The sequence below is a fragment of the Macrococcus psychrotolerans genome, from assembly GCF_038095555.1.
Lineage (GTDB): Bacteria > Bacillota > Bacilli > Staphylococcales > Staphylococcaceae > Macrococcoides > Macrococcoides psychrotolerans.
Genome location: NZ_CP124591.1, coordinates 1,207,440 through 1,228,962 on the forward strand (window position 1 = coordinate 1,207,440; position 21,523 = coordinate 1,228,962).

Here is a 21,523-nt window from a genome sequence, read left to right on the forward strand (position 1 = left end):
TTTTTTTATACTACTTCTCGTTTGAACCTTCATACTTTAAAACCGGTTTACGTGCTGCTAATGTTTCATCTAATCTACCGATCACCGTGTGATGTGGTGCTTCTAGTACGATATCCGGATTCTCTTCAGCTTCTTTAGCGATTTGAATCATCGTATCACAGAATGAATCTAGCGTTTCTTTTGATTCTGTTTCTGTCGGTTCGATCATCATACATTCTTCTACGTTAAGCGGGAAGTAGATTGTTGGTGGATGGAAGTTGAAGTCTAACAGGCGTTTCGCCATATCTAAAGTTCTAACACCAAGTTTCTTCTGTTTAGATCCACTAATTACGAATTCGTGCTTACAATGACGGTCATATGGTAATACGAAGTAATCCTGCAGACGACGCATCATGTAGTTCGCATTTAGCACTGCAACTTCTGAAGCTTCTTTCAGACCATCTGGACCCATCGTACGAATATACGTATAGGCACGTAAGTAGATACCAAAGTTACCATAGAAAGGTTTAACGCGACCAATTGATTGTGGTCGGTCGTTATCAAATTTAAAACCATCTTCCCCTTTAATGATATGTGGTTTTGGTAAGAATGGCACTAGATCTGCTTTCACACCCACTGGTCCAGAACCTGGTCCACCACCACCGTGAGGTCCAGTAAACGTTTTATGTAAGTTCAAGTGAACTGCGTCAAATCCCATGTCTCCAGGGCGTACTTTACTCATAATCGCATTTAAGTTTGCGCCATCATAGTATAATTTACCGCCGGCAGCATGTACGATTTCACGGATTTCTAAAATATCTTCTTCGAATAAACCTAAAGTATTTGGGTTTGTCAACATGATTGCAGCCGTATCATCACCTACAACACGCTTTAAGTCCTCGATATCAACTAGCCCGAATTCATTTGATTTAACGGTTACTGTTTCAAAGCCAGCAACTGTTGCAGATGCAGGGTTAGTACCGTGTGCTGAGTCAGGTACGATGACTTTTGTGCGGTTATGGTCTCCATTCGCTTCATGGTAAGCACGAATCATCATAAGTGCAGTCCATTCACCATGAGCCCCCGCTGCTGGTTGAAGCGTTACTTCATCCATACCTGTAATTTCTTTTAAGTGTTCTTGTAAATCGTAGATTACTTCTAAAGAACCTTGAATTGTTTTTTCATCTTGAAGCGGGTGAGCGTTCGCAAAGCCTGACATACGTGCGACTTTTTCATTAATCTTTGGATTGTACTTCATCGTACAAGAACCTAGTGGATAGAACCCAGAGTCTACACCATGGTTTTTATTTGAAAGTTCGGTATAATGACGCATTAAATCTAGTTCCGCTACTTCAGGAGCATCGGGCGTTCTTTACGGATGAACTTACTATCTAATAAATCTTCGACTTTTTTATTTTCTACTTCTAATTCTGGTAATGAATAGCTGAAACGATTTTCTTTTGAACGTTCAAAAATTAACGGAGAGCTTCCTTTAAGCATTGAACACACCTACTTTCGCGATAAATGTATCAATTTCTTCTTTCGTACGTAATTCAGTTACTGCAATTAACATATGGTTATGATATGTCTCTTCAACTTGACCTAAGTCATAACCACCAATGAAACCTTCATCAAGAAGCTTTTCATTAATCTCTTTAACCGGATGATTAAATTTCACTACGAATTCATTAAATGTTGTTCCTTCAAGCACTTCGAATCCTTCTTCAATCATACGTGATTTCATATAATTTGCTTTTTGTAAGTTCTGGTTCGCCATTTCATAGACGCCATTCTTACCTAATGCACTCATTGCAACTGACGCAGCTAAAGCATTTAAAGCTTGATTAGAACAGATATTTGATGTTGCTTTATCACGACGAATATGTTGTTCACGCGCTTGTAATGTTAATACAAATCCGCGGTTTCCTTCATCATCCTGTGTCTGTCCAACAAGGCGTCCCGGCATTTTACGCATTAACTTCTTCGTTGCTGCAAAGTAACCACAGTGTGGCCCACCCAGTTGTGCTGGAATACCAAATACTTGTGCATCTCCAACAACTAAGTCTGCCCCGAATTCTCCAGGTGGTGTTAATAGACCTAGACTCATCGGATTACTCGAAACTACGAATAAGGCCTTAGTGCCTTCAGTGAAAGATTTGATTGTTTCTAAATCCTCTATACTTCCGAAGAAGTTTGGATATTGCACCATTACACATGCAGTATCTTCGTCAATTGCTGCTTTTAAAGCATCTAAATCCGTAACGGTATCTTTCACATCAATTTCAACTACTTCTAGATGTTGACCTTTTGCGTAAGTGTGTAATACTGCGCGTGATTGATCGTTCACTGCTTTTGAAACAATAATCTTCTTATTTCTCGTATGACCACATGCAAGCATTGCTGCTTCCGCAAATGATGTACCTCCATCATACATAGAAGAGTTCGCACAATCCATACCAGTAAGTTCTGCAATCATCGTCTGGAATTCAAAGATAGCTTGTAATTCACCTTGTGAAATTTCAGGTTGATAAGGAGTATATGCAGTATAGAATTCACTACGTGAAATCACATGATCTACCACTGTCGGAATATAATGATCATATACGCCTGCACCTAAAAATGACACATGTGTATCACTCGTTACGTTCTTGTTTGCAAGCGCCTGTAATTCTCTTAGTAACGGAGTTTCAGATTTACGTGGCTTGATATTTAAATCGCCCTGGAAACGTACTTTCTCAGGTATATCCTGGAACAACTCATCAACTGAGTTGATACCGATTGTCTCCATCATTTCTTTTTTATCAGTTTCTGTTAATGGTATATAACGATGACTCATTTTCTTCGCCCCTTAATTTTTATGGAATGGAGTTTTAACAACTTTTGCTGGAATACGTTTTTTACGAACTTGTACATAAACTTCTGTATCAATTGCTGTAAAATCTGTATCAATTAATGCTAAAGCAATTGAACGGCCAGTTAATGGTGATTGCGTTCCACTAGTAACATAACCGATTTTATTATCCTTATTATCAAACACTTCATAGTCAGTACGTGCAATCCCGCGTTCTAACAGTTCAATACCAGCAGATTTACGCTTTACACCTTCTGACTTTTGGGTTTCAAGTACTGACTTGCCGATAAAGTTGCCCTTATCAAGTTTAACGCTGAAGCCCATCTTAGCTTCATAAGGTGTTATATCAGTTGATAAATCTTGTCCGTGTAGCGGTAATGCCGCTTCTAAACGTAACGTGTCTCGAGCACCAAGACCACAAGGCGTAACACCTAAATTAAGCAGTGCTTCCCAGATTGCTACCGTATCTTCGGCTTTACAATAAATTTCAAAGCCATATTCACCAGTGTAACCTGATTGACTTAAGATTACGTTTTTACCGAAAATTTCAACATCTTTTAAAAATTCAAATAATTTCATTTCCGAAATATCTTCCTTAACTTCAGGTGCAAGCTTTTCTAAAGTTTTAGGCCCTTGTACTGCAATTTGTCCATATTCAGAAGATACGTTCGTTATTGTTACACCATCTTTTTCATGTGATTTTAACCATTCGAAGTCAATATCAGTATTTCCGGCATTTACTACGAGTAAGTATTTATTCTCTCCTAATTTATATACAACAAGGTCGTCAATGACACCACCATCTTCATTACAGATCATTGTATACTGAGCTTTTTTATCAGTCATTTTAGATGCATCATTTGTAAGTACATACTGAAGATATTCAAGTGCATGCTCACCTTCGACAATAATTTCACCCATATGACTGACATCAAACATCCCTACGCCTTCTCTAACAGTGATATGTTCTTCTTTAATGCTAGAAAATTGAACAGGTAAAGCCCAACCAGAAAAATCAATTACTTTTGCACCATCTTCCAGATATTTTTCATAAAGTGGTGTTTTCTTTAATTCTGACATGATATTCCTCCTAATTGTTAAAAATAAAAACAGCATAGCATAGTGCTATCCTGCTTCATTACAGGGTTTGTCCGGAAATTATCCTTTTGCCTGAGAGTTTAATATAGCGATGCCCCTTCGGCGATGATTTATCATTCTCTCTAACTTCCTTCTTCCGCAATAATAAAATTGTGAATTTCCTGCACACAGTCTGACAGTTCATCATCATTGTTAACGCTAATGTATGCGATTTCATTATAACGTGAACGTCTTCCAAAGTACAAGTCTTTAATAGCATCAAATGATCTATTCATCGCATTCGGACGATTAGCATCATTTATAATTCTATTATACACAGTGTTAATGTTCGTATCTACCCATATATTCATTTTATTTTCTTTTAAAAGTGAAATATTGTTCGGATTTTCGACAATTCCACCACCTGTAGCTAATATAATATTCATGTTTATGTGTTTTTTTAAAACGATATGTTCCAACGTTCTGAAGTAAGTTTCTCCGTACTGGTCAAATATATCCTTGATCTTCATATTCATTTCTAATTCAATTTGTTCATCGATATCAACAAACTTTATCCCGAGCTTTCGTGCTAATAAATTACCGATTGTTGTTTTTCCAACACCCATAAATCCTACAAGTACATAAGCCAACTAAACACCTCTTTTTTCTACAGACTTTAGAATCTCTTCATAATAATACTGTTCAAGATGATCCATTGTCTTTAATTTTAACATGAATCTGTTGCTATAATAACTTAAAAAAAAGACTGTTAAAAATAATAGAATCAGTAAATATGGCGTTATAAACCCATTATAGAACCTGATATTTCTTTGCGAGAGATTCATTTTTTGATTGCAGAGATATGTATAGATGTTCATCTTCTATAAAAAAGACTCCTTCCTTAATGCCTTCCAGCATGATGATGTAACCCTCTCCATTTACTTTTCGTACGATGCGATTATGCACACATTCATATGTAATCAAATCTGCTCGAAGTGCTATTCGAAGTTTGCCATCCCTAACTGTAACGTCCTTCGCATTTTTAAGTTCAGTAGCAATCTCCCTTAAAAATAAAGCCGTATTTATATCGTGATGATCTGTAGAACGTCCATTAAATTGATATATCTGAATTAAGATCATCGGTATAATTGATATAACAATCATAACTACAGCCATATTAATAAGCATCTCAAGCAGCGTAAATGCTTTATTTGAACGTATGGCATATCTTAGATGCTTTAATACAGATTGTATCTGCTTCACGTGTGTATTCTCCTTCTCTAATTACGATATGCATATACAGTAACCGAATCTTTTCAAGCGTAGCTTGCTTCCTCTGATATGTCATGGACATTTCGTTGTACATTGGAAGTAGCAGCATTACGATTAGGATGATGACAGAAAATGCCAGCATGCTATCTATCAATAAAAAACCACTATAACGTTTCAATTCTCATTCTCCCCCAATGAATCTGAAAGATTAGACGATATTTTTTATCGCCTATATGATAAATAACTGAGCCACCTTTATTAATCCCTCTCCCATCAAAATAATACTGCATATTATTCGAACTATTGTGCCGATCAATATAACCATCATCTATTTGATAGGAAGCATTAATGTCGAGTGCAGCTGATTTAATATAAATGGTGTCACTTCCCGGAGGAAATGACACATAGATATTCACCTTAGATACAATGGCTTTTGTCTGATAGTAATTTAGTAGTGAAATTATTTCATCATTAATCTCTTCATGTTTTATTTCATCTAGTTTAAACCTGTTTACAGGTACAACAGCGAGTATTACGGTGACAATCATTAGTACAATGAGCATTTCTATATATGAAAATGCTCTAAGCACCTAATGATGCCTCACCATTATTGATTATTATGTCTGCTCCATCTTTACATTTCACTTGATTTTCTTTTAAATATTCAGGAACAAGCTCATTTATTGTAGATGGTGTTTTACCCGTATCAATTCGATATGCCTCAATCTGACCTTGTACCATCTTTACTTGAGCTTCACATCCTTTAGCCTGTACTGTCTTAGATTGTTTAGCGATATTCGGAATGATAACGATGATTAAAATCGAAATTACGAGTAATACTAATAACATTTCAATTAAAGTAAATCCTTCATTCTTACTAAATTGTTTTTTTAATCTGCTCGCTATGCGTTTCACTATAACTCCTCCTTATTTTATACCTTCCATCATTTGTAGCATCGGTAATATGATGACGAGATACATGGTCACAATTAACAATGCTAATATCATAAAAATTACTGGCTGAATTGCTTTTATACAGCGTAATAATCGATGTTGAAATCGATAAAATATAAATTCACTGTAGTATTTTAGTTCCTTATCTAATTTTGAATTTCGCTCTCCATGCTCCATAAATTGAACAAGTGAAGACTCGAATATATTCATCTCCTTGACAGCATCAGGGAGCGGTCTACCTTCTAAAAGCTTATGATTGATCATGAGTGCAATGTATCGAAAGGTTTCATTCTTATTCTGTGACGATAATATTTGCAATATTCTTTTCATCATCACACCATTGGACAGAAAGAAAGAAAGCATTTCACTAAAGCGATAGGTAATGTACAAGCGATACAAATCTTTAATCAGCGGTACAGAATATAATATTTTAAGCTGACTAGCAACAGACTGTTTCCTAAAATAGAAAGCATAAGCTAAAATAAGTGCTATGAATAATAGTATAAAACTATAGATGATATAAGGTAGAGAAAATAAAATTGCAGTCATAACTTTTATTTCTGTCCCTACATCTACATCCATAGTGTCATACATAGATTGAAATTGAGGAAGTACCGTTAAGTTTACTGTAAATATAAGCGCAATAAATATGAGGATTAAAATAAGAGGGTATTGAATTGTCTTTATAAGTTGTGAGGCAAGCCTTGCTTTACTTTCTAAATAATCGTAACATCGTACCAATGTCATATTTACATCACCGTACCGCTCAGCAAACTGTACCTGCATTACAATATCATCACTATAGTTAAAGTAGTCGAGCAACTCGGATAACTGCTTTCCTGATTCAAGTAATTTTAATGCCTCTTCCTTTATCTCTTTTTCAATTTCTATATATTGCGTATTCAAGAAAGAGACTGCTTCATAAAGAGTGAATCCGTTATTTGTCATTTCAGAAATTCTGATTAAGAAATCTTTGTGATATATTCTCAGACGATTTTTATAGATCAAATTTTTCAAATTCATGTTGTGAAATCTGATTTGTTTCATACATCTCCTTAAATATGTCAGCCAGCGTTCTATAGTTTATATGTTTATCCTTTAAATATTTTTCAATATCCTTTTTTGTCAAAAATTCATAGGCTAAAACACGCTCCTTTCCATCTATTCTTTTTACAAGTCTTTGATTGATAATTAAATTAATACTTTGATATAGATCAACAGCATTAATTCCCATTTCTTTAAGTCGAAATAATGCGCCGATGCAATCATTCGCATGTAATGTCGTTAAAACTAAATGCCCGCTTAACCCTGCATTGATAACTTGCTGGGCTACGACTGAATCTCTTATTTCACCTAGCATAATGATATCTGGATCACATCTAAGGATTGCCTTTATCGCGGTTTGATACGTTATCTCTGCTTTTTCGTTAACATTAACTTGTATGATACCGTCAATATGCTGTTCTACAGGATCTTCTATTGAAATTACTTGTCGTTTCAATGTATTCTTCGCAAAATGTACAAGTTGATACATTAATGTACTTTTACCACTTCCAGTTGGTCCACTAATGATAATTATACCGCTTGATTTTTTCATTTGATTGAACAATATTTGATCATCTGTCTGATATTCATCTATAAAACTTTGTCTGATAATCCTCAATACACATGCTTCATCACCTAATGACCGAGGTAAAGTAGATGCGCGAATATTGTATCGTAAGTTATTCAGGTTAAAATGTATTATGCCACTCTGGGCCTTATTCTTTTCTGATACATCAAGATGTGCTGTAAATTTAATATATGAAAGTAGTTTTCTAAATAATATATCGTCGATGTCGCTATAGTCTTCAATATCACCTTGTATCCTAAATTTAATAGATATGCTTTTATCACCAGGAATGAAGTGTATATCTGATGCACTTTGTAAAATTGCCTGCTCTATTATTTCATTGAATAATCTCTCCATCTCTACCTCCTCATCTATCATATAAGCTTATTCTTGATCTTTCTTCTTAAGCTATTTAATATCATACAAATAAATAAATTTATCTAAATTTACAAATAAAAAAGAAAAAATTGGATGTTACAAATTTCGTAAAATTAAGGTTTACTTATCTTATCGTTAACTTTATAATAATAAGTGATATGAAGAGTCTGAAATTAGGGGGAATTGCCAAATGGATAAGGTTTTTAAAACTTTAGGGTTCTGGACAGCAATCTTTGCAGTAATGTTCTATGTAGGCGGAATGTCTATGATGTCATTTGTATTCATTGCTCAAACAGGATTTTTTGTATTACTTGGATACTTAAACTTATCAGAAAGAATGTACATGTATATATTTGCAGCATACTTAATCGTGTGTTTCGTAGGCTTCACTTATTATTCTACATTTTTATTAGAGCCAAGCTTTGGCCACCACGAATAAAACCTTCCGGAATCGGAAGGTTTTTTTCTATAAGTATGGATTGTGTGTTTTTTCATATCCGACAGTCGTTTCAGGACCATGACCCGGACAAATGATGAATGCTTCATCTAATGAAAGTAATTCCCTTTCGATGCTATTGAGTAATTGCGACGTATCTCCTTGATAAAGATCTGTTCTTCCGATACCTTCCTTAAACAAAGTATCACCAACAATCGCAAAATTCTTAAATATAAAACTTAAGCTCCCTGGCGAATGTCCTGGCGTATGTCGTACTTCAAAACTAAATGTTCCGATTTGATGGAAACCATTATCCATAAATTTCGGCTGTTGCTTCACTATTGTGGATTCTATTCCGTATTGACTGAATTTATCTGAACCATTTTTAAGCGGGTCTGTTAAAAAGTATTTCTCAATTTGAGACATATAAACTTCACACTGATAATAGCTACATATTGCATCAACTGCTCCAATATGGTCAAAATGTGCATGTGTCAGCAGCACACCAATTACTTTTTTATCTGTATTACCGATTGTAGCGATGAGCCTATCCGCTTCATTTCCTGGATCAATGATTAAAATTTCTTGTTCATTCTCTAATATATAGCAGTTCGTTTCAATCATACCTAAAGCAATTTTCTTTTTCTTCAAACTGAATTCCTCCTAAAATTTACTCGACAAATATATACTTTAATTATACAATATTAATGATAACAAAAGAAAATCATGGGGGTTATACTATGCCATTTATTAACACGGGCGAACTATTTGAAGTTTTTGGCGTAAAAATTCACATCGGTGTGAATATTTTTGCGATTCTAATGTTTTTAGTTTTCTTATTTTCAATAAAAGCACTATTAAGTTCATTAAAGTCTAAAAATGTATTAGGCATCATTTTTGGTCTACTTGCAACTTTGTCTTTTGGATTCTTCTCGTTAGCAACAATCTTCACTTATGGATATCCAATTTTACACCATTAAAAAAGACATCATTCGATGTCTTTTTTTTAATGCATATGTTTCTTTACAGCGTCAAGCTTGTCATTCATCTTTCTTTGCTTATCTCTTCGATCATCAATTCTAATATTCGTACACACCCGTTCAACCCCTGCCTGAAACGGAGATTCGTGAATGCGTTCTAATGCTACGAGACAGTCGTGAAGCTCTCCTTCAATCAATGTACTCATCGGTGTCAGTTGATAATCTATCTTTCCCTCTTGTTTCATCGCTTCAAGTATATTCTGTACTTCCGCAACATATTTACTGATACTGATAGATTTTCCATCCATCGGTATGATTACAACATCTATTATCGCCATTATATTTTCTCTCCTAGAATATAAATTTTGATTAAACCTGCAGCACCAATCATCCCTGCATCATTGCCTAGCTCAGCAGTTACAATCTTTGTTCCTTCATAAGCTGGAAGGAATGTTAAGTCTTTATAATACTGTTCGATATGATCTACAAGAAACTGTCCTGCTTTAGAGACTCCCCCACCAATAATAATGTGCTTAGGATTTGTCATGACACTGATAATGCTAAATGCATAAGCGAGGTGCTTCGCTACTTTCTTAATCACATATACCGAAAACTCATCCCCTGCTTTTGCGGCATCAAATATCATCTTTGCCTGAAGCTCTTTATTTCTGATTGCATCTTCGATCACCGTCTTGAATTGAAGCTCTTCATAATAATGATAAGCTAAATTTACGACCCCTGTAGCACTTGCAACCGTCTCAAGACAGCCATTTTTTCCACAGTTACATTTAAATCTCTGCTTCGTATCTACAGTAATATGCCCGAATTCACCTGCTGCACCATTGAATCCGTGAATAAGCTCATGATTACTGACGATACCCCCACCTACGCCTGTACCTAGCGTTACACATACGACATCAGACTCATTTCTGCCTGCTCCTCGAAATTTTTCACCGAGCGTTGCTACATTTGCATCATTATCTACATATACTGGCAATCCGCTTAATGCTTCAAACTGCGCTTTAATATCGATCTTACCATGCCAGTTTAAGTTAATCGCTCCATTGATGATGCCATTGTTAAAATCTACCGGACCCGGAACACCGAGACCCACACCTATGCAGTCTTTAATGTTTAAATTTACATCACTTAAATGTTTAATAAATGAATCATAAATGTTCTTTAATATATGTGTTCCGTTATCCTCTTTATTCGTAACGATTTCCCATTTTTTAATAATATTGAGGTTTGAGTCTAATATACCTAGCTTACAAGTTGTTCCACCTATATCTGCTGCTAAAATCATAGTTTATTCATCCTTCTCTGATTAATCAGTAAACGCGCCTGGATATAAGTCTCATTATCAATTAACATTGCATCATGCAATGACTTTAACTCTTCATCCATCATCGCTAACGTATTCTTTTCATCTTTAAAATAGATAATAATTCCAAATTTTTGCAATAGTTTCTGTACATCATAGAATTGCTTCATTTTCTCACCTGAATTCCTGAATCTCTTTCTTTAATTTTATGTATTCTTCCTTTTTATTGATTGTAATGGTCTTATCAATATATTTCTCTGCTTTCGGGTAGTCATCCATTGCTCGGTATGCTAATGCAAGCTGAAAGTTCAGCCGTTCACTATTAGGATACTTTTTCAGAGCATCTAACCAGACTAACAAACCACTTGATAAACCTTCATCCTTTGTTTTCCACAGGCCATAGAGAACATAAGTTTCATCATTCTGATAGCCTCTATCAATGGTCTTGCGAATAATCTCAATGCCCTCACTATCTTTTCCTTCCATCAAATATTGCTTAGCATATTCATTGTATATATGATGTTCACGCTCGGAAAAAATATTGATGATGAGTAATCCTAAAATAACAACCAGGCCGAGTGCCATATAATAGAAATATCTTTTATTGTATCGATAAATAAAAAACATTGAAGCAATGAACAATCCACCAAATAATCCACCAAAATGTGCATAATGATTTACGTTCTCAAAGATTGCACTGCCAATTAAGAAGATAAGAATGCCGATAAAAGTTTGTATGAGAAATTTTTTCTCGAATTTTCCACTGAATATCAAATGGCTCATCAGTGCTCCGATAAGCGCACAGATGGCACCACTGGCTCCTACAGATATCGATATATTATCAAATGTCAAAGAAATCAGATTACCAATAATACCACCTATAAAATAAATACATAAATATTGCCAGCGCGTATATAAATATTCTACAAGCTTACCAAATATAAAAAGCGTCATCATATTGTAAAGCAGATGCTGCACATCGAAGTGTATGAAGATAGAAGTAATGATCCTATAGTAATCTCCATGCACAAAATTAAAATGTGTCAGCCCTCCTTTATCAATTATCATTTCTACTTTATGAATATGTTGAACGATACTCATAAGAATAAAAATAACGACATTGAGCAGCATAATTAAATATGTCAGCGGGGAAAACTTTCTGATTGCATTTTCAATCATATTTCCATTTAATACACTTTTCTTATACGTTTTAATTGCCTTATCCTTATTCTTGCCTGTAATCTTCTGATATGGATGTCCAAATAGGCGCTTTAAATCGCTCTCGTCATTACACTGTTCGATAAATATATGATTCGGCATGTTATCCTGAAAATGATTTGTCTGATTTACGAGAATAATTTCAAATCTATTGATTATATGACCTACTGTATCCTCAATATCATTAAAATGATCCATAATTTTTTGTACCATAAAGAGTGTGGACTGTGCTGTCTCTTTTTTTAGGATAACCCTTTTAATGATACCCTTTTTTCTATTAATCAGCCATATATCGTCTTCTGCTTCTCCGTGTGTAAAATACTCAAAACCACTGTATTTTGTGTATTCATAAATCGTTCTCCATATCTTTTTTTGTTCTATCATTGCTTCGTACCTGTATGCCATTCTCTTTCTTCAGTAATGATATACGCTACGGGAATATCATGTGGCTCAATGATCACTTCTCCCATCTGCGCTTCAAATACAAGACTAATTGTATGCCCTTCATACGTACTTAAATATTTATCATAATAACCGCCACCATAACCTATACGGTATCCTGATTCATCAAAACGTACACCAGGAACAATAAGAAGTGCTGGCTGTTCATTTTTTCCGTCATCATGTTTCATCACATCAATTCCAAAACGATCTTCAACTATATCTTCCGCAGATGTAAAGTACGTAAAATACATTTGTTGTTTACTGTAATCACACTTTGGAACAAATACAGTCTTACCAAGCATTTGTGCATAACGGATAATAAATCGTGTATCCATCTCATGATCCATTGATAACGTTATACCAATAGACTCCGCATCTTTAAAATCTTGGTGCTTTATTAATTTCTCAATGATCATATTTTCTTTAGTGTATTTGTCTGTTAACGATTTTAACTGATTTATCGTTGCCTTCCTTAACTCTTTCTTAGTCATAACATCACCCATATATAATTATACAATAAACTGATCAAAATTTTATGATTTAACAAAAAAACAGACACAAAATGTGTCTGTTTAAAATATTATTTAGTTTCTCTGTGTAAAGTTTTCTTATTATCTCTTGCACAGTATTTTGACATTTCAATACGTTCTGGGTTATTACGTTTATTTTTTTTAGTGATGTAGTTACGGTCACCACATTCAGTACAAGCTAAAGTAACATTAACGCGCATAGTTGTTCCCTCCTCACGTTTCTAAATATCCATACGACTTTTATATAATACCATGAGAAGCATGATTTATCTAGTGTAAATTTGTGATTTAGGCAAATCTTTCACCAGTAATCGTGAAATAAACACTTTCCGCAATATTTGTAATATGATCACCAATGCGCTCGAGATATCTACCTGCTAAATGGGCCTGACCTGAAATATATGGATCATTATCAATTAAGTAAGCACTGTTGATGATTTCTTTATATAAGTCATCTATATCATTATCACGCTCAATAATCTCTTTAACCAAATTAACATCTTTACTCTCATAGGCTTCCTTTAAATCAGCGAGCATCATCATACTAAGTTTTCCCATCGTTTGCAGACGCGTGAGAATATATGCATCTTCAATCTTCACACGTTTACGAATCTTAGCAATGTTGGCTGCATTATCACCCATTCTTTCTAGTTCAGATGATACTTTACTTGAAGAAAGAATAACCCTTAAATCTGTAGCGATTGGCTGCTGCTTTGTAATCAAACTAATTATCTGGTCATCAATATCACTTTCCATCGAATTGATAACACGGTCATGTTCGATAATTTCTCTAGCCATCGCTTTATCACTATCACTCAGTACATTGATACTTTTTTCGATTGCTCTATATACTTCATCAGCCAGTTTAAGAACACTTGCCTCCAGATGCTGTAAACTTTCTTCGTAAATCTCTCTCATATCAACCAAACCTTCCTGAGATATATCTCTCAGTCTGTTCATCAGCTGGGTTAGAGAAGATCTTATCTGTTGCATCATATTCATTTACATATCCATTTAAGAAGAATGCGGTTTTATCAGAGATACGTGCAGCTTGCTGCATATTATGCGTAACAATGATAATTGAATACTTATTTTTGATTTCCTGTACCAATTCTTCCACCTTTAATGTAGAGATTGGGTCTAATGCTGATGTAGGCTCGTCCATCAGGATAACATCTGGTTCAATTGCTAAGCATCGTGCGATACAGACACGTTGCTGCTGCCCACCAGATAAGCCGTAAGCATTCTTGTCCAGACGATCTTTCGTCTCATCCCAGATTGCAGCCCCACGTAAAGATTTTTCAACAATTTCATCTAATATTTTCTTATCAGTAATACCGTGAATTCTAGGACCATACGTAATGTTATCATAGATAGATTTTGGGAATGGATTTGGTTTTTGGAAGACCATTCCTACACGGGTTCTTAAATGTTCAACTTTATAGCTTTTATCAAAGATATTATCCCCACGGTAAAGAATTTCACCTGAAGTACGCACGCTAGGGACCAATTCTATCATGCGATTGAGCGTTTTAATATACGTCGACTTACCACAACCAGATGGCCCGATAATTGCAGTTACTTCATTCTCTAAAATATCAAGATTGATATTTTGTAAAGCATGATGGTCACCGTACCAAAGATTTAAATTTCTTGTCTGATAAACGATCTTACGATTATTTGGATTTGGTGTCTCTCCTGTAACTATCGTATGTTCATTATTCGTTAATGCAGGTTGACTTTCAGCAACAATTTTCTTATTCTCAGTTGAAGTTTCATTTCTATTAATAACGTTTACTTTTGAATTCATTATATTGACTCCTCTCAAAAATGAGCTAGAATTTTTTCTGATATTTATTGCGGATAAATATAGCGATTGAGTTCATTGCAATTAAAATAATAAGTAACACGATAATCGCTGCTGATGATACAAACTGAAACTCTGCTTTTGGCAATTTCGCCCAAGTAAAGATTTGCATTGGTAAAGCCTGAAAACGGTCCATAATACTATCTGGTGTTTTCATAAAGATCGTCGGAATACCAATAACTACTAATGGTGCTGTTTCACCAATTGCACGGGATAGTGCAAGAATCGTTCCAGTTAATATCCCAGGAATAGACGCCGGAAGTACAACGTTCGTTATCGTCTGCCATTTCGTTCCACCTAATCCTAAAGATGCTTCACGAATGGCGTTTGGCACTGCACGAATTGCTTCTTGTGACGATACAATAATAACCGGCAGAATCATAAGAGACATCGTCAATGCTGCAGCTAAAACAGATTTTCCTAATGAAAGTGCTTCTATTCCGCCACCACGAACGAATAGTGTTAATCCTAATAAACCAAATACTACAGATGGTACAGACGCTAGGTTTGCAATATTTACTTTAACAAAGCGTGTAAAGAAATTATCTTTAGCATACTCTTCCATATAAATAGCTGTCGCAACTCCTAGAGTAATTGCAATCGGTGCAATCGTCATCATAAGCCATAATGTACCGATTAAAGCCCCTTTAATACCAGCTTTTGAAGGTGTAGTACTAGAGAAGTTCGTAAAGAACTCTAGTGTTAGATAACCTGCACCCTTTCTGATAATGTCAAAAAGAAGCATTGCTAGAACAATTAATCCGATAATCGTACATAAGAAGAAAATAAACTTAACTATCGCGTTTTTAGTCAGACGTCCAGAGAGTTTTTTCGCGACTCTTTCCTGATTAATTAATTCCATTCTAATACTCCTCTCTGAATTTGTTTGTGATCCATTGTGAAATCATATTCATAATTAATGTAAATACAAACAATGTAAATCCAACTGCATAGATACTATAGTAAATATCTGAACCAAATGTTGCATCACCAGTAGCAACTTGTACGATAAATGCTGTCATAGTCTGCAATGAATTTGTAAAATCTAATGAGAATTCTGGTGAACTACCTGCTGCAAGTGATACGATCATCGTTTCACCAATTGCACGTGATACAGCGAGGACGATTGATGCTAAAATACCAGATAAGGCAGCTGGGAACACAACTTTAAGCGCCGTTTCTAATCGGGTTGAACCTAGTCCTAACGCCCCTTCTCTAATTGCTTGTGGTACTGCACTCATCGCATCTTCAGAAAGACTCGCAATCATTGGCACAATCATAATACCGATGACTAGACCAGGACTGATTGCATTAAATGAACCTAAGTCTGTCCAAACAGAACGAAGCATCGGTGTAACAAAAGTTAATGCAAAAAATCCATATACAATTGTTGGAATCCCTGCAAGAATCTCTAAAATTGGTTTAATGATTCTTCTTACTTTGTCACTTGCATATTCACTTAAGTAAAGCGCTGCGCCTAATCCAACCGGAACAGCAAAAATTGTCGCAATAAGTGTTACTTTCAATGTTCCTAAAATTAAAGAGATAATTCCGTATTTTGGATCCTGTCCGAAAGCATTCCATGTCTTCTCAAGGAAAAATTCACTGAATGATACTCTTGTAAAGAAAGTAATCGTCTCAGTTAATAATGTAATCAGAATCCCAATTGTAGTTAATATAGAAATAGATGCAATTACAGCAAGTATTATCGGGATAAATTTCTCGATAATATTTTTAGAACCTTTACTTTGACGCTGCTGAATCAATTCCTGTACAGATACTTTATTTTCCATAGCATTGACTCCTTCATTTTAAAAAGGGACGAAAAATTTCGTCCCTGAAAAATTTCTTATATATTATTAACTATTTAACTTCTTCTAATTTCTTTAGATCTTCTTCGTAAACTTTATCTTCTAAAGGCACATAACCTGATTCTTTAGAAGCATCTTTAGCATTATCTAGAGTAAACTTCATAAATGTTTTAAATGCTTCATTACTCTTAAGTGATTCGTTTTTCGCATAGATATATAAAGGACGGCTTAATGGGTATGAACCATCTTTAACCGTTTCTTCAGTTGCTTCAACACCTTCACCTTTACCTTCTTTTTGAATCTTAACCGCTTTTAAGTTATCTTTGTTTTCTTGGTAGAAGTTATATCCGAAGAATCCAACACCGTTTTTATTATCTTGTACAGATTTAACGATAACGTTAGTATCAGCATTTTTCTCAGCTGTAATTTCACCTTTATCTAAAACTTCTTCACTGAAGAAGTCGTAAGTACCATGTGATTGGTCTGGAGAGAATGCTTTAATTTCTTCAGCCGGGAAGTCAGCACGAACATCTTTCCAAGTTTTCGCTTCACCAGAATAGATTTTTTTCAACTCATCAAACGTTAAGTACTCAACAAAGTCATTCTCTTTATTAACTGCAACAGTTAAACCGTCACTTGCAATTTTGAATTCAGTATACTCGATTTTTTTATCTTCTAGTGCCTTCTTCTCTTCATCTTTAATATCACGAGATGCATTTGAGAAATCTGTTTCTCCAGCGATAAATTTCTCGAAACCACCACCAGTTCCTGAAGTACCGATTGAAACAGTAACATCTGGATATTCAGCATTGAATTGCTCGTTAATTTTTTCAGTAACAGGAGCTACAGTAGACGATCCGTCACCATTTACTTCACCTTTAACATCTTTAGCTGCTGTGTCTGTGGCTTTATCTTCACTCTTTGAGTCAGAATTTTCAGCTGCACCACCACATGCACCTAATAATAATGCAGTACCTAAAACAGTTGTTGATCCTACTAATTGCCACTTTTTCATTGTTAAGAATCCTCCTAATATAAAGACGAATAAATTTTTTGATTTGTTATTACATTTCTAACTATATAGATTTATTGTTAATTTAGAGTGAATGTATTGTAAATATTTTGTAAAGAACGCACAAATTAAAAAGCAGTCGACTATTTATCGGCTGCTTCTTTATCTTTAAAGTATTCATTGATAATTTCTTTACCTAGATCTCCACCTGGTAACCATGGAGGTGGTACTGGCTGATTCGTATAAATGATAGAAAAACTCATTTCAGGTTTTTTCACTGGCGCATACCCTATATATGTTGAATTTACTCGAGCTTCACCATCTTGAGTTACTTCAGCTGTACCTGTTTTACCTGCGGCTTTAACAGCAGTATCATTAAAACTAGCATATCCTGTCCCTTCTGCTTGGTTAAAGACCATTTCGAAACCAGACTTTACTTGTTCAATTTCTTTATCTGTATTATTAATCTTATTTAATACTTTTCCATTAAAGTGACTTTTAATCGGACCTATTTTACCTGTTTTAGACGCTCCTCTAATTTCTCTGACGATATGCGGCTGAATACGATACCCGTCATTAGCAATCGTAGATACATATTGAGAAAGCTGTAATGGTGTATATGTATCATACTGTCCAATTGCTAAATCCAGAAAATTCCCTGGATTATTTTTTAGAATACCAGTTTGTCCTGTCACTTCATTCGGCAGATCGATGCCTGTCTTTACACCTAAACCAAATTGGTTCATACCTTTTCTTAATTTCTGCCCCGCCTCAGTTATATCATCTGGTAAGCTCATTCCAGATGAATAATCGAGTCCAGCAAGTTTGAGCGCCGTCTTAAACATATAGACGTTTGATGAGTGCATCAATGCCTGCTTATCATTAATAGCAAGACTCCCACTTTGGTTAAAATAAGAACGTTTCTGTATCCCACCTTTAAATACTAACGGCTCATCCGTCATCGTCTCTCCGACATTAATTGCGCCATTACTGTATCCTGTGAGTAACGTAGCACCTTTAACCGAAGATCCTACTGCATATTGTGAAGTGAATGTGCCATAATGATAATCGGTTATCTTACCTGATTGATCAATCTGACGGCCTGCTAACGCCAATATATCTCCATTATGAGGATCCTGTACAACGACCAGTACTTTATCCATATCTTTAGCACCCATGCTTCTCAGTTTTCGAATGTTATTATCGACTAATTTTTCTACTTTGAGCTGCAATTCTATATCGATGGATAAAACGAGGTCGTCTCCTCTGGACCCTTCTGCGAGGACTTCTGAATCGATAATCTTACCTGATTTATTCGTAATATACCTCATTTTTTTCTTTTTACCGCGCAGGACATTTTCATATTGATATTCTAGGTAGCTTTGCCCAACTCGGTCATTTCTAGAATACCCTTTCGCTAAATAATAATCTGTAAGTTCCTTAGGTAATCCTTCTTCTTTAGAGGATACACGACCAAACAGAGTACGCAGCGTATCACTATATAAATACTTTCTATCCCAGTCCATAGACGTATTGACGCCCGGTAACTCTCCTAGGTTCTGAGATACCAATGCATATTCTTTTTCTGTAACATCTTCATTCTTTATTATTTGTGGACTTAATTGGCTGCCACTAGACATTTCTCTATAAATTGCAGCGACTTGCAGTTCTTTTTTCGATAGTTTATTGATTTGCTGTTCCGTTAATTTTTTATAGAGCGCTGTGTTATAAGTCTCTTCAGTAATTTCTCCATTTTTAAGTAACGTATTCTCTTTCTTCATCAATTGATCTATCGCTTCTTTATGCGTCAATATATAGAAATCCTGCTTATCTCTTTGAGTGAGTGCCCCTGTTGGCATATCAATTATCTTTTGCAGTTTCTTTGCAACGACTAATATTTCTTTACTCGTCGTCATACGATCTCTTGTATATGTGATTGATTTTTTTGATGTATTATCGACTAGTAGTTTACCATTCCTATCATAAATTCTTCCACGTGGTACTGATTCATTGACTTCAATATTTTCATTATTATCTACTGCCTGTCGATACGCTTCACCTTTTACAATCTGCAAATAACCTAATCTTAATACAAGAATTATAAGCAAGGAAACAATTGCCATAAAAATGACGCCGATTCTTCGATTAGTCATTCGTTTTTGCTTTAGTTCATTGGATTCCTGTTTAACACGTTTCAAAAAAAATCCCCCATTGATACATTATCCTTCTATAATATATGAAATGCTGTCAGTTTTCTATAATAAACATAAAAAAACACCGTTCATAAGAACGGTGTTTTAAAAACTTTACTTCGCTGCTAAGTATAATTCGTTTACTTTGTCCCAGTTAACAACATTCCAGAATGCTGCGATATAATCTGGACGTTTGTTCTGGTAGTTTAAATAGTAAGCATGTTCCCAAACATCTAATCCTAAGATTGGTGTTTTACCTTCCATTAATGGATTCTCCTGGTTTGGCGTTGAAGTTACTTCAAGCTCTCCGTTATTAACAACTAACCATGCCCAGCCTGAACCGAAGCGACCAGCTGCAGCATCAGCAAATTCTTGTTTAAATGCATCTAAAGACCCAAATTTTGATTCAATCGCATCAACAACTTCGCCTTTTGCTTCTTTACCTGGAGCAAGTAATGTCCAGAATAATGAGTGATTATAATGACCACCGCCATTATTAACTACAGCAGTTTTCTTATCTGCAGAAACTTCATCAATTCTCTTCATTAAATCTTCAATAGATACATTCTCAAACTCCGTACCTGCCACTGCATCATTTAATTTCGTTACATAAGTATTATGATGTTTTGTATGGTGAATCTCCATCGTTTCTTTGTCGATGTGTGGTTCTAATGCATCATATGCATACTCTAATTTTGGTAGTTCAAATGCCATAATAAATCATCCTCCTGTGTTTTACGAAAATTGTTTACAATTAAATAGTATCAATTTCATCGAATGTTCTCAAATAGTTTGCTTATTTTGAGACGATTTCTGATAAAATAATAGAAGTCAGGAGGTAATCCATTGTATAAACAACATCTAAAACGTTTATTCCAGCCAAAACGATATCCTTTATATAGAATTGTCAAGATGAGATATATTTTACTACATATATTGATACTTTCAATAGCCATGTCTTCGCCAGCAATGATTAATTATTTTCAAACATTTCAGTCTATTAATCATATTAGTCATGAGGAACTTTCTGCTATTCCAGATTTTAAAGTTGTAGATCACTCGCTTATCCTTTCACAGGAAAAGCAGATTGAACTGAGTGCAGTCACTTTATTTTTCACCGAAAAAAATGTACAGCCACGTTCAAACTTTATCATCTTAGATAAGGATGAAATTTTAATCAGTAAAAGCTCACGTGTAAAATATTCAAACATCAATATGTTCCAGGATAAGGAGACATTGATTCAGTTTCTTAAAACATTTACAGACTCGATTTATTTTTATTTCTTCATCCTGGCAATACTGATAATCAGTTCCCAATATGTAATTATTATATTAAAGATTATCATCATAAGCATAGTCAGCCATATCATTTCAAATAAATCAAACAAAAAATCACGCTATATGAACTGGCTGAAAATCAATACATTCTTGCTCACACTGCCTACTTTAATATTGCTGTTCGGTATTATCCTAAACTCTGTCGTCTTAACAATAGCTTCATGGATTGCTTTAATAATACTTAACCTAGTAACTATCAAGAATCTACCGAAAAACAAGCATAAAGCTAAACAAATTTGATTTCCAAC

General features: G+C 34.9%; 26 protein-coding genes, 1 pseudogene and 1 riboswitch. Of the genes and pseudogenes, 3 read left to right on the forward strand and 24 right to left on the reverse strand.

Annotation, left to right across the window (positions count from 1 at the left end; translation table 11 throughout):
- Window positions 1-10: 10 nt before the first annotated feature.
- The 10 genes and pseudogenes from gcvPB to comGA form a co-directional block, all read right to left on the reverse strand.
- A pseudogene (gene gcvPB / locus QA539_RS06145) lies at window positions 11-1,479 on the reverse strand (aminomethyl-transferring glycine dehydrogenase subunit GcvPB).
- Window positions 1,472-2,815, reverse strand: coding sequence for an aminomethyl-transferring glycine dehydrogenase subunit GcvPA (gcvPA, locus tag QA539_RS06150; protein WP_219491932.1), 1,344 nt, complete (start codon window positions 2,813-2,815; stop codon window positions 1,472-1,474). Before gcvPA ends, gcvPB begins: the two are co-directional and overlap by 8 nt.
- A gap of 12 nt (window positions 2,816-2,827) precedes the next feature.
- Window positions 2,828-3,913 (reverse strand): glycine cleavage system aminomethyltransferase GcvT, encoded by a 1,086-nt coding sequence (gene gcvT, locus QA539_RS06155; protein WP_219494831.1) that lies wholly within the window; start codon window positions 3,911-3,913, stop codon window positions 2,828-2,830.
- Between the two features lie 65 nt (window positions 3,914-3,978).
- A riboswitch (glycine riboswitch) is annotated at window positions 3,979-4,064 on the reverse strand.
- The gene (locus tag QA539_RS06160; RefSeq protein WP_219491935.1) at window positions 4,051-4,557 is read right to left on the reverse strand and encodes a shikimate kinase; all 507 of its coding nucleotides are present in this window, start codon (window positions 4,555-4,557) and stop codon (window positions 4,051-4,053) included. (Overlaps the previous riboswitch by 14 nt.)
- A gap of 160 nt (window positions 4,558-4,717) precedes the next feature.
- Complete coding sequence (comGF, locus tag QA539_RS06165) at window positions 4,718-5,170, reverse strand: competence type IV pilus minor pilin ComGF (protein WP_219491938.1); 453 nt, start codon at window positions 5,168-5,170, stop codon at window positions 4,718-4,720.
- Window positions 5,115-5,357, reverse strand: coding sequence for a hypothetical protein (locus tag QA539_RS06170; RefSeq protein ID WP_419894979.1), 243 nt, complete (start codon window positions 5,355-5,357; stop codon window positions 5,115-5,117). Before QA539_RS06170 ends, comGF begins: the two co-directional genes overlap by 56 nt.
- Entirely contained in the window at window positions 5,344-5,769 is a 426-nt protein-coding gene (gene comGD / locus QA539_RS06175; RefSeq protein ID WP_101037039.1) for a competence type IV pilus minor pilin ComGD, read from the reverse strand. The genes QA539_RS06170 and comGD overlap by 14 nt, the downstream gene beginning before the upstream one ends.
- Window positions 5,762-6,085 (reverse strand): competence type IV pilus major pilin ComGC, encoded by a 324-nt coding sequence (gene comGC / locus QA539_RS06180; RefSeq protein ID WP_283722000.1) that lies wholly within the window; start codon window positions 6,083-6,085, stop codon window positions 5,762-5,764. Before comGC ends, comGD begins: the two co-directional genes overlap by 8 nt.
- 21 nt (window positions 6,086-6,106) lie before the next feature.
- Window positions 6,107-7,180, reverse strand: coding sequence for a competence type IV pilus assembly protein ComGB (gene comGB, locus QA539_RS06185; RefSeq protein ID WP_419894980.1), 1,074 nt, complete (start codon window positions 7,178-7,180; stop codon window positions 6,107-6,109).
- Window positions 7,131-8,102 (reverse strand): competence type IV pilus ATPase ComGA, encoded by a 972-nt coding sequence (comGA, locus tag QA539_RS06190; protein WP_219492120.1) that lies wholly within the window; start codon window positions 8,100-8,102, stop codon window positions 7,131-7,133. The genes comGB and comGA overlap by 50 nt, the downstream gene beginning before the upstream one ends.
- A gap of 211 nt (window positions 8,103-8,313) precedes the next feature.
- On the opposite strand from comGA, the gene QA539_RS06195 reads away from it, so the two are divergent.
- Window positions 8,314-8,562, forward strand: a complete 249-nt coding sequence (locus QA539_RS06195) for a DUF2626 domain-containing protein (protein ID WP_041636023.1) — start codon at window positions 8,314-8,316, stop codon at window positions 8,560-8,562.
- Window positions 8,563-8,589: 27 nt separating this feature from the next.
- Here QA539_RS06195 and QA539_RS06200 read toward each other — a convergent pair whose 3' ends face one another.
- Window positions 8,590-9,210: an MBL fold metallo-hydrolase gene (locus QA539_RS06200; protein ID WP_219492123.1), complete on the reverse strand. Its 621-nt coding sequence runs from the start codon at window positions 9,208-9,210 to the stop codon at window positions 8,590-8,592.
- Window positions 9,211-9,299: 89 nt separating this feature from the next.
- On the opposite strand from QA539_RS06200, the gene QA539_RS06205 reads away from it, so the two are divergent.
- A complete protein-coding gene (locus tag QA539_RS06205; protein ID WP_219492126.1) occupies window positions 9,300-9,539 on the forward strand; it encodes a DUF2759 domain-containing protein in 240 nt (79 codons plus the stop codon).
- A gap of 26 nt (window positions 9,540-9,565) precedes the next feature.
- Here QA539_RS06205 and QA539_RS06210 read toward each other — a convergent pair whose 3' ends face one another.
- The 13 genes from QA539_RS06210 to QA539_RS06270 all read right to left on the reverse strand — a co-directional run bounded on the left by QA539_RS06210 (window position 9,566) and on the right by QA539_RS06270 (window position 20,651).
- Window positions 9,566-9,877: an MTH1187 family thiamine-binding protein gene (locus QA539_RS06210; protein WP_086038848.1), complete on the reverse strand. Its 312-nt coding sequence runs from the start codon at window positions 9,875-9,877 to the stop codon at window positions 9,566-9,568.
- A complete protein-coding gene (locus QA539_RS06215) occupies window positions 9,877-10,845 on the reverse strand; it encodes an ROK family glucokinase (RefSeq protein WP_419894981.1) in 969 nt (322 codons plus the stop codon). The genes QA539_RS06210 and QA539_RS06215 overlap by 1 nt, the downstream gene beginning before the upstream one ends.
- Window positions 10,842-11,033 (reverse strand): YqgQ family protein, encoded by a 192-nt coding sequence (locus tag QA539_RS06220; protein ID WP_133445012.1) that lies wholly within the window; start codon window positions 11,031-11,033, stop codon window positions 10,842-10,844. The genes QA539_RS06215 and QA539_RS06220 overlap by 4 nt, the downstream gene beginning before the upstream one ends.
- A 4-nt stretch (window positions 11,034-11,037) precedes the next feature.
- Window positions 11,038-12,486: a rhomboid family intramembrane serine protease gene (locus tag QA539_RS06225; RefSeq protein WP_419894982.1), complete on the reverse strand. Its 1,449-nt coding sequence runs from the start codon at window positions 12,484-12,486 to the stop codon at window positions 11,038-11,040.
- Window positions 12,462-13,016, reverse strand: a complete 555-nt coding sequence (locus tag QA539_RS06230; protein ID WP_211517715.1) for a 5-formyltetrahydrofolate cyclo-ligase — start codon at window positions 13,014-13,016, stop codon at window positions 12,462-12,464. Before QA539_RS06230 ends, QA539_RS06225 begins: the two co-directional genes overlap by 25 nt.
- Before the next feature lie 89 nt (window positions 13,017-13,105).
- The gene (rpmG, locus tag QA539_RS06235) at window positions 13,106-13,255 is read right to left on the reverse strand and encodes a 50S ribosomal protein L33 (protein ID WP_041636027.1); all 150 of its coding nucleotides are present in this window, start codon (window positions 13,253-13,255) and stop codon (window positions 13,106-13,108) included.
- A gap of 88 nt (window positions 13,256-13,343) precedes the next feature.
- Window positions 13,344-13,982 (reverse strand): phosphate signaling complex protein PhoU, encoded by a 639-nt coding sequence (gene phoU / locus QA539_RS06240; protein WP_257886416.1) that lies wholly within the window; start codon window positions 13,980-13,982, stop codon window positions 13,344-13,346.
- A complete protein-coding gene (gene pstB, locus QA539_RS06245) occupies window positions 13,975-14,865 on the reverse strand; it encodes a phosphate ABC transporter ATP-binding protein PstB (protein WP_419894983.1) in 891 nt (296 codons plus the stop codon). The genes phoU and pstB overlap by 8 nt, the downstream gene beginning before the upstream one ends.
- 25 nt (window positions 14,866-14,890) lie before the next feature.
- A complete protein-coding gene (pstA, locus tag QA539_RS06250; RefSeq protein ID WP_219492139.1) occupies window positions 14,891-15,784 on the reverse strand; it encodes a phosphate ABC transporter permease PstA in 894 nt (297 codons plus the stop codon).
- A 1-nt stretch (window position 15,785) separates the two neighbouring features.
- Window positions 15,786-16,715: a phosphate ABC transporter permease subunit PstC gene (pstC, locus tag QA539_RS06255; protein ID WP_219492141.1), complete on the reverse strand. Its 930-nt coding sequence runs from the start codon at window positions 16,713-16,715 to the stop codon at window positions 15,786-15,788.
- 70 nt (window positions 16,716-16,785) lie between these two features.
- Entirely contained in the window at window positions 16,786-17,748 is a 963-nt protein-coding gene (locus tag QA539_RS06260) for a PstS family phosphate ABC transporter substrate-binding protein (protein ID WP_419894984.1), read from the reverse strand.
- Window positions 17,749-17,888: 140 nt separating this feature from the next.
- On the reverse strand, window positions 17,889-19,898 hold the full coding sequence (locus tag QA539_RS06265; RefSeq protein ID WP_419895597.1) for a peptidoglycan D,D-transpeptidase FtsI family protein: 2,010 nt from the start codon (window positions 19,896-19,898) through the stop codon (window positions 17,889-17,891).
- 153 nt (window positions 19,899-20,051) lie between these two features.
- Window positions 20,052-20,651, reverse strand: coding sequence for a superoxide dismutase (locus QA539_RS06270; protein ID WP_419894985.1), 600 nt, complete (start codon window positions 20,649-20,651; stop codon window positions 20,052-20,054).
- A gap of 132 nt (window positions 20,652-20,783) precedes the next feature.
- On the opposite strand from QA539_RS06270, the gene QA539_RS06275 reads away from it, so the two are divergent.
- Complete coding sequence (locus QA539_RS06275) at window positions 20,784-21,515, forward strand: DUF1189 family protein (RefSeq protein WP_219492149.1); 732 nt, start codon at window positions 20,784-20,786, stop codon at window positions 21,513-21,515.
- Window positions 21,516-21,523: the final 8 nt, after the last annotated feature.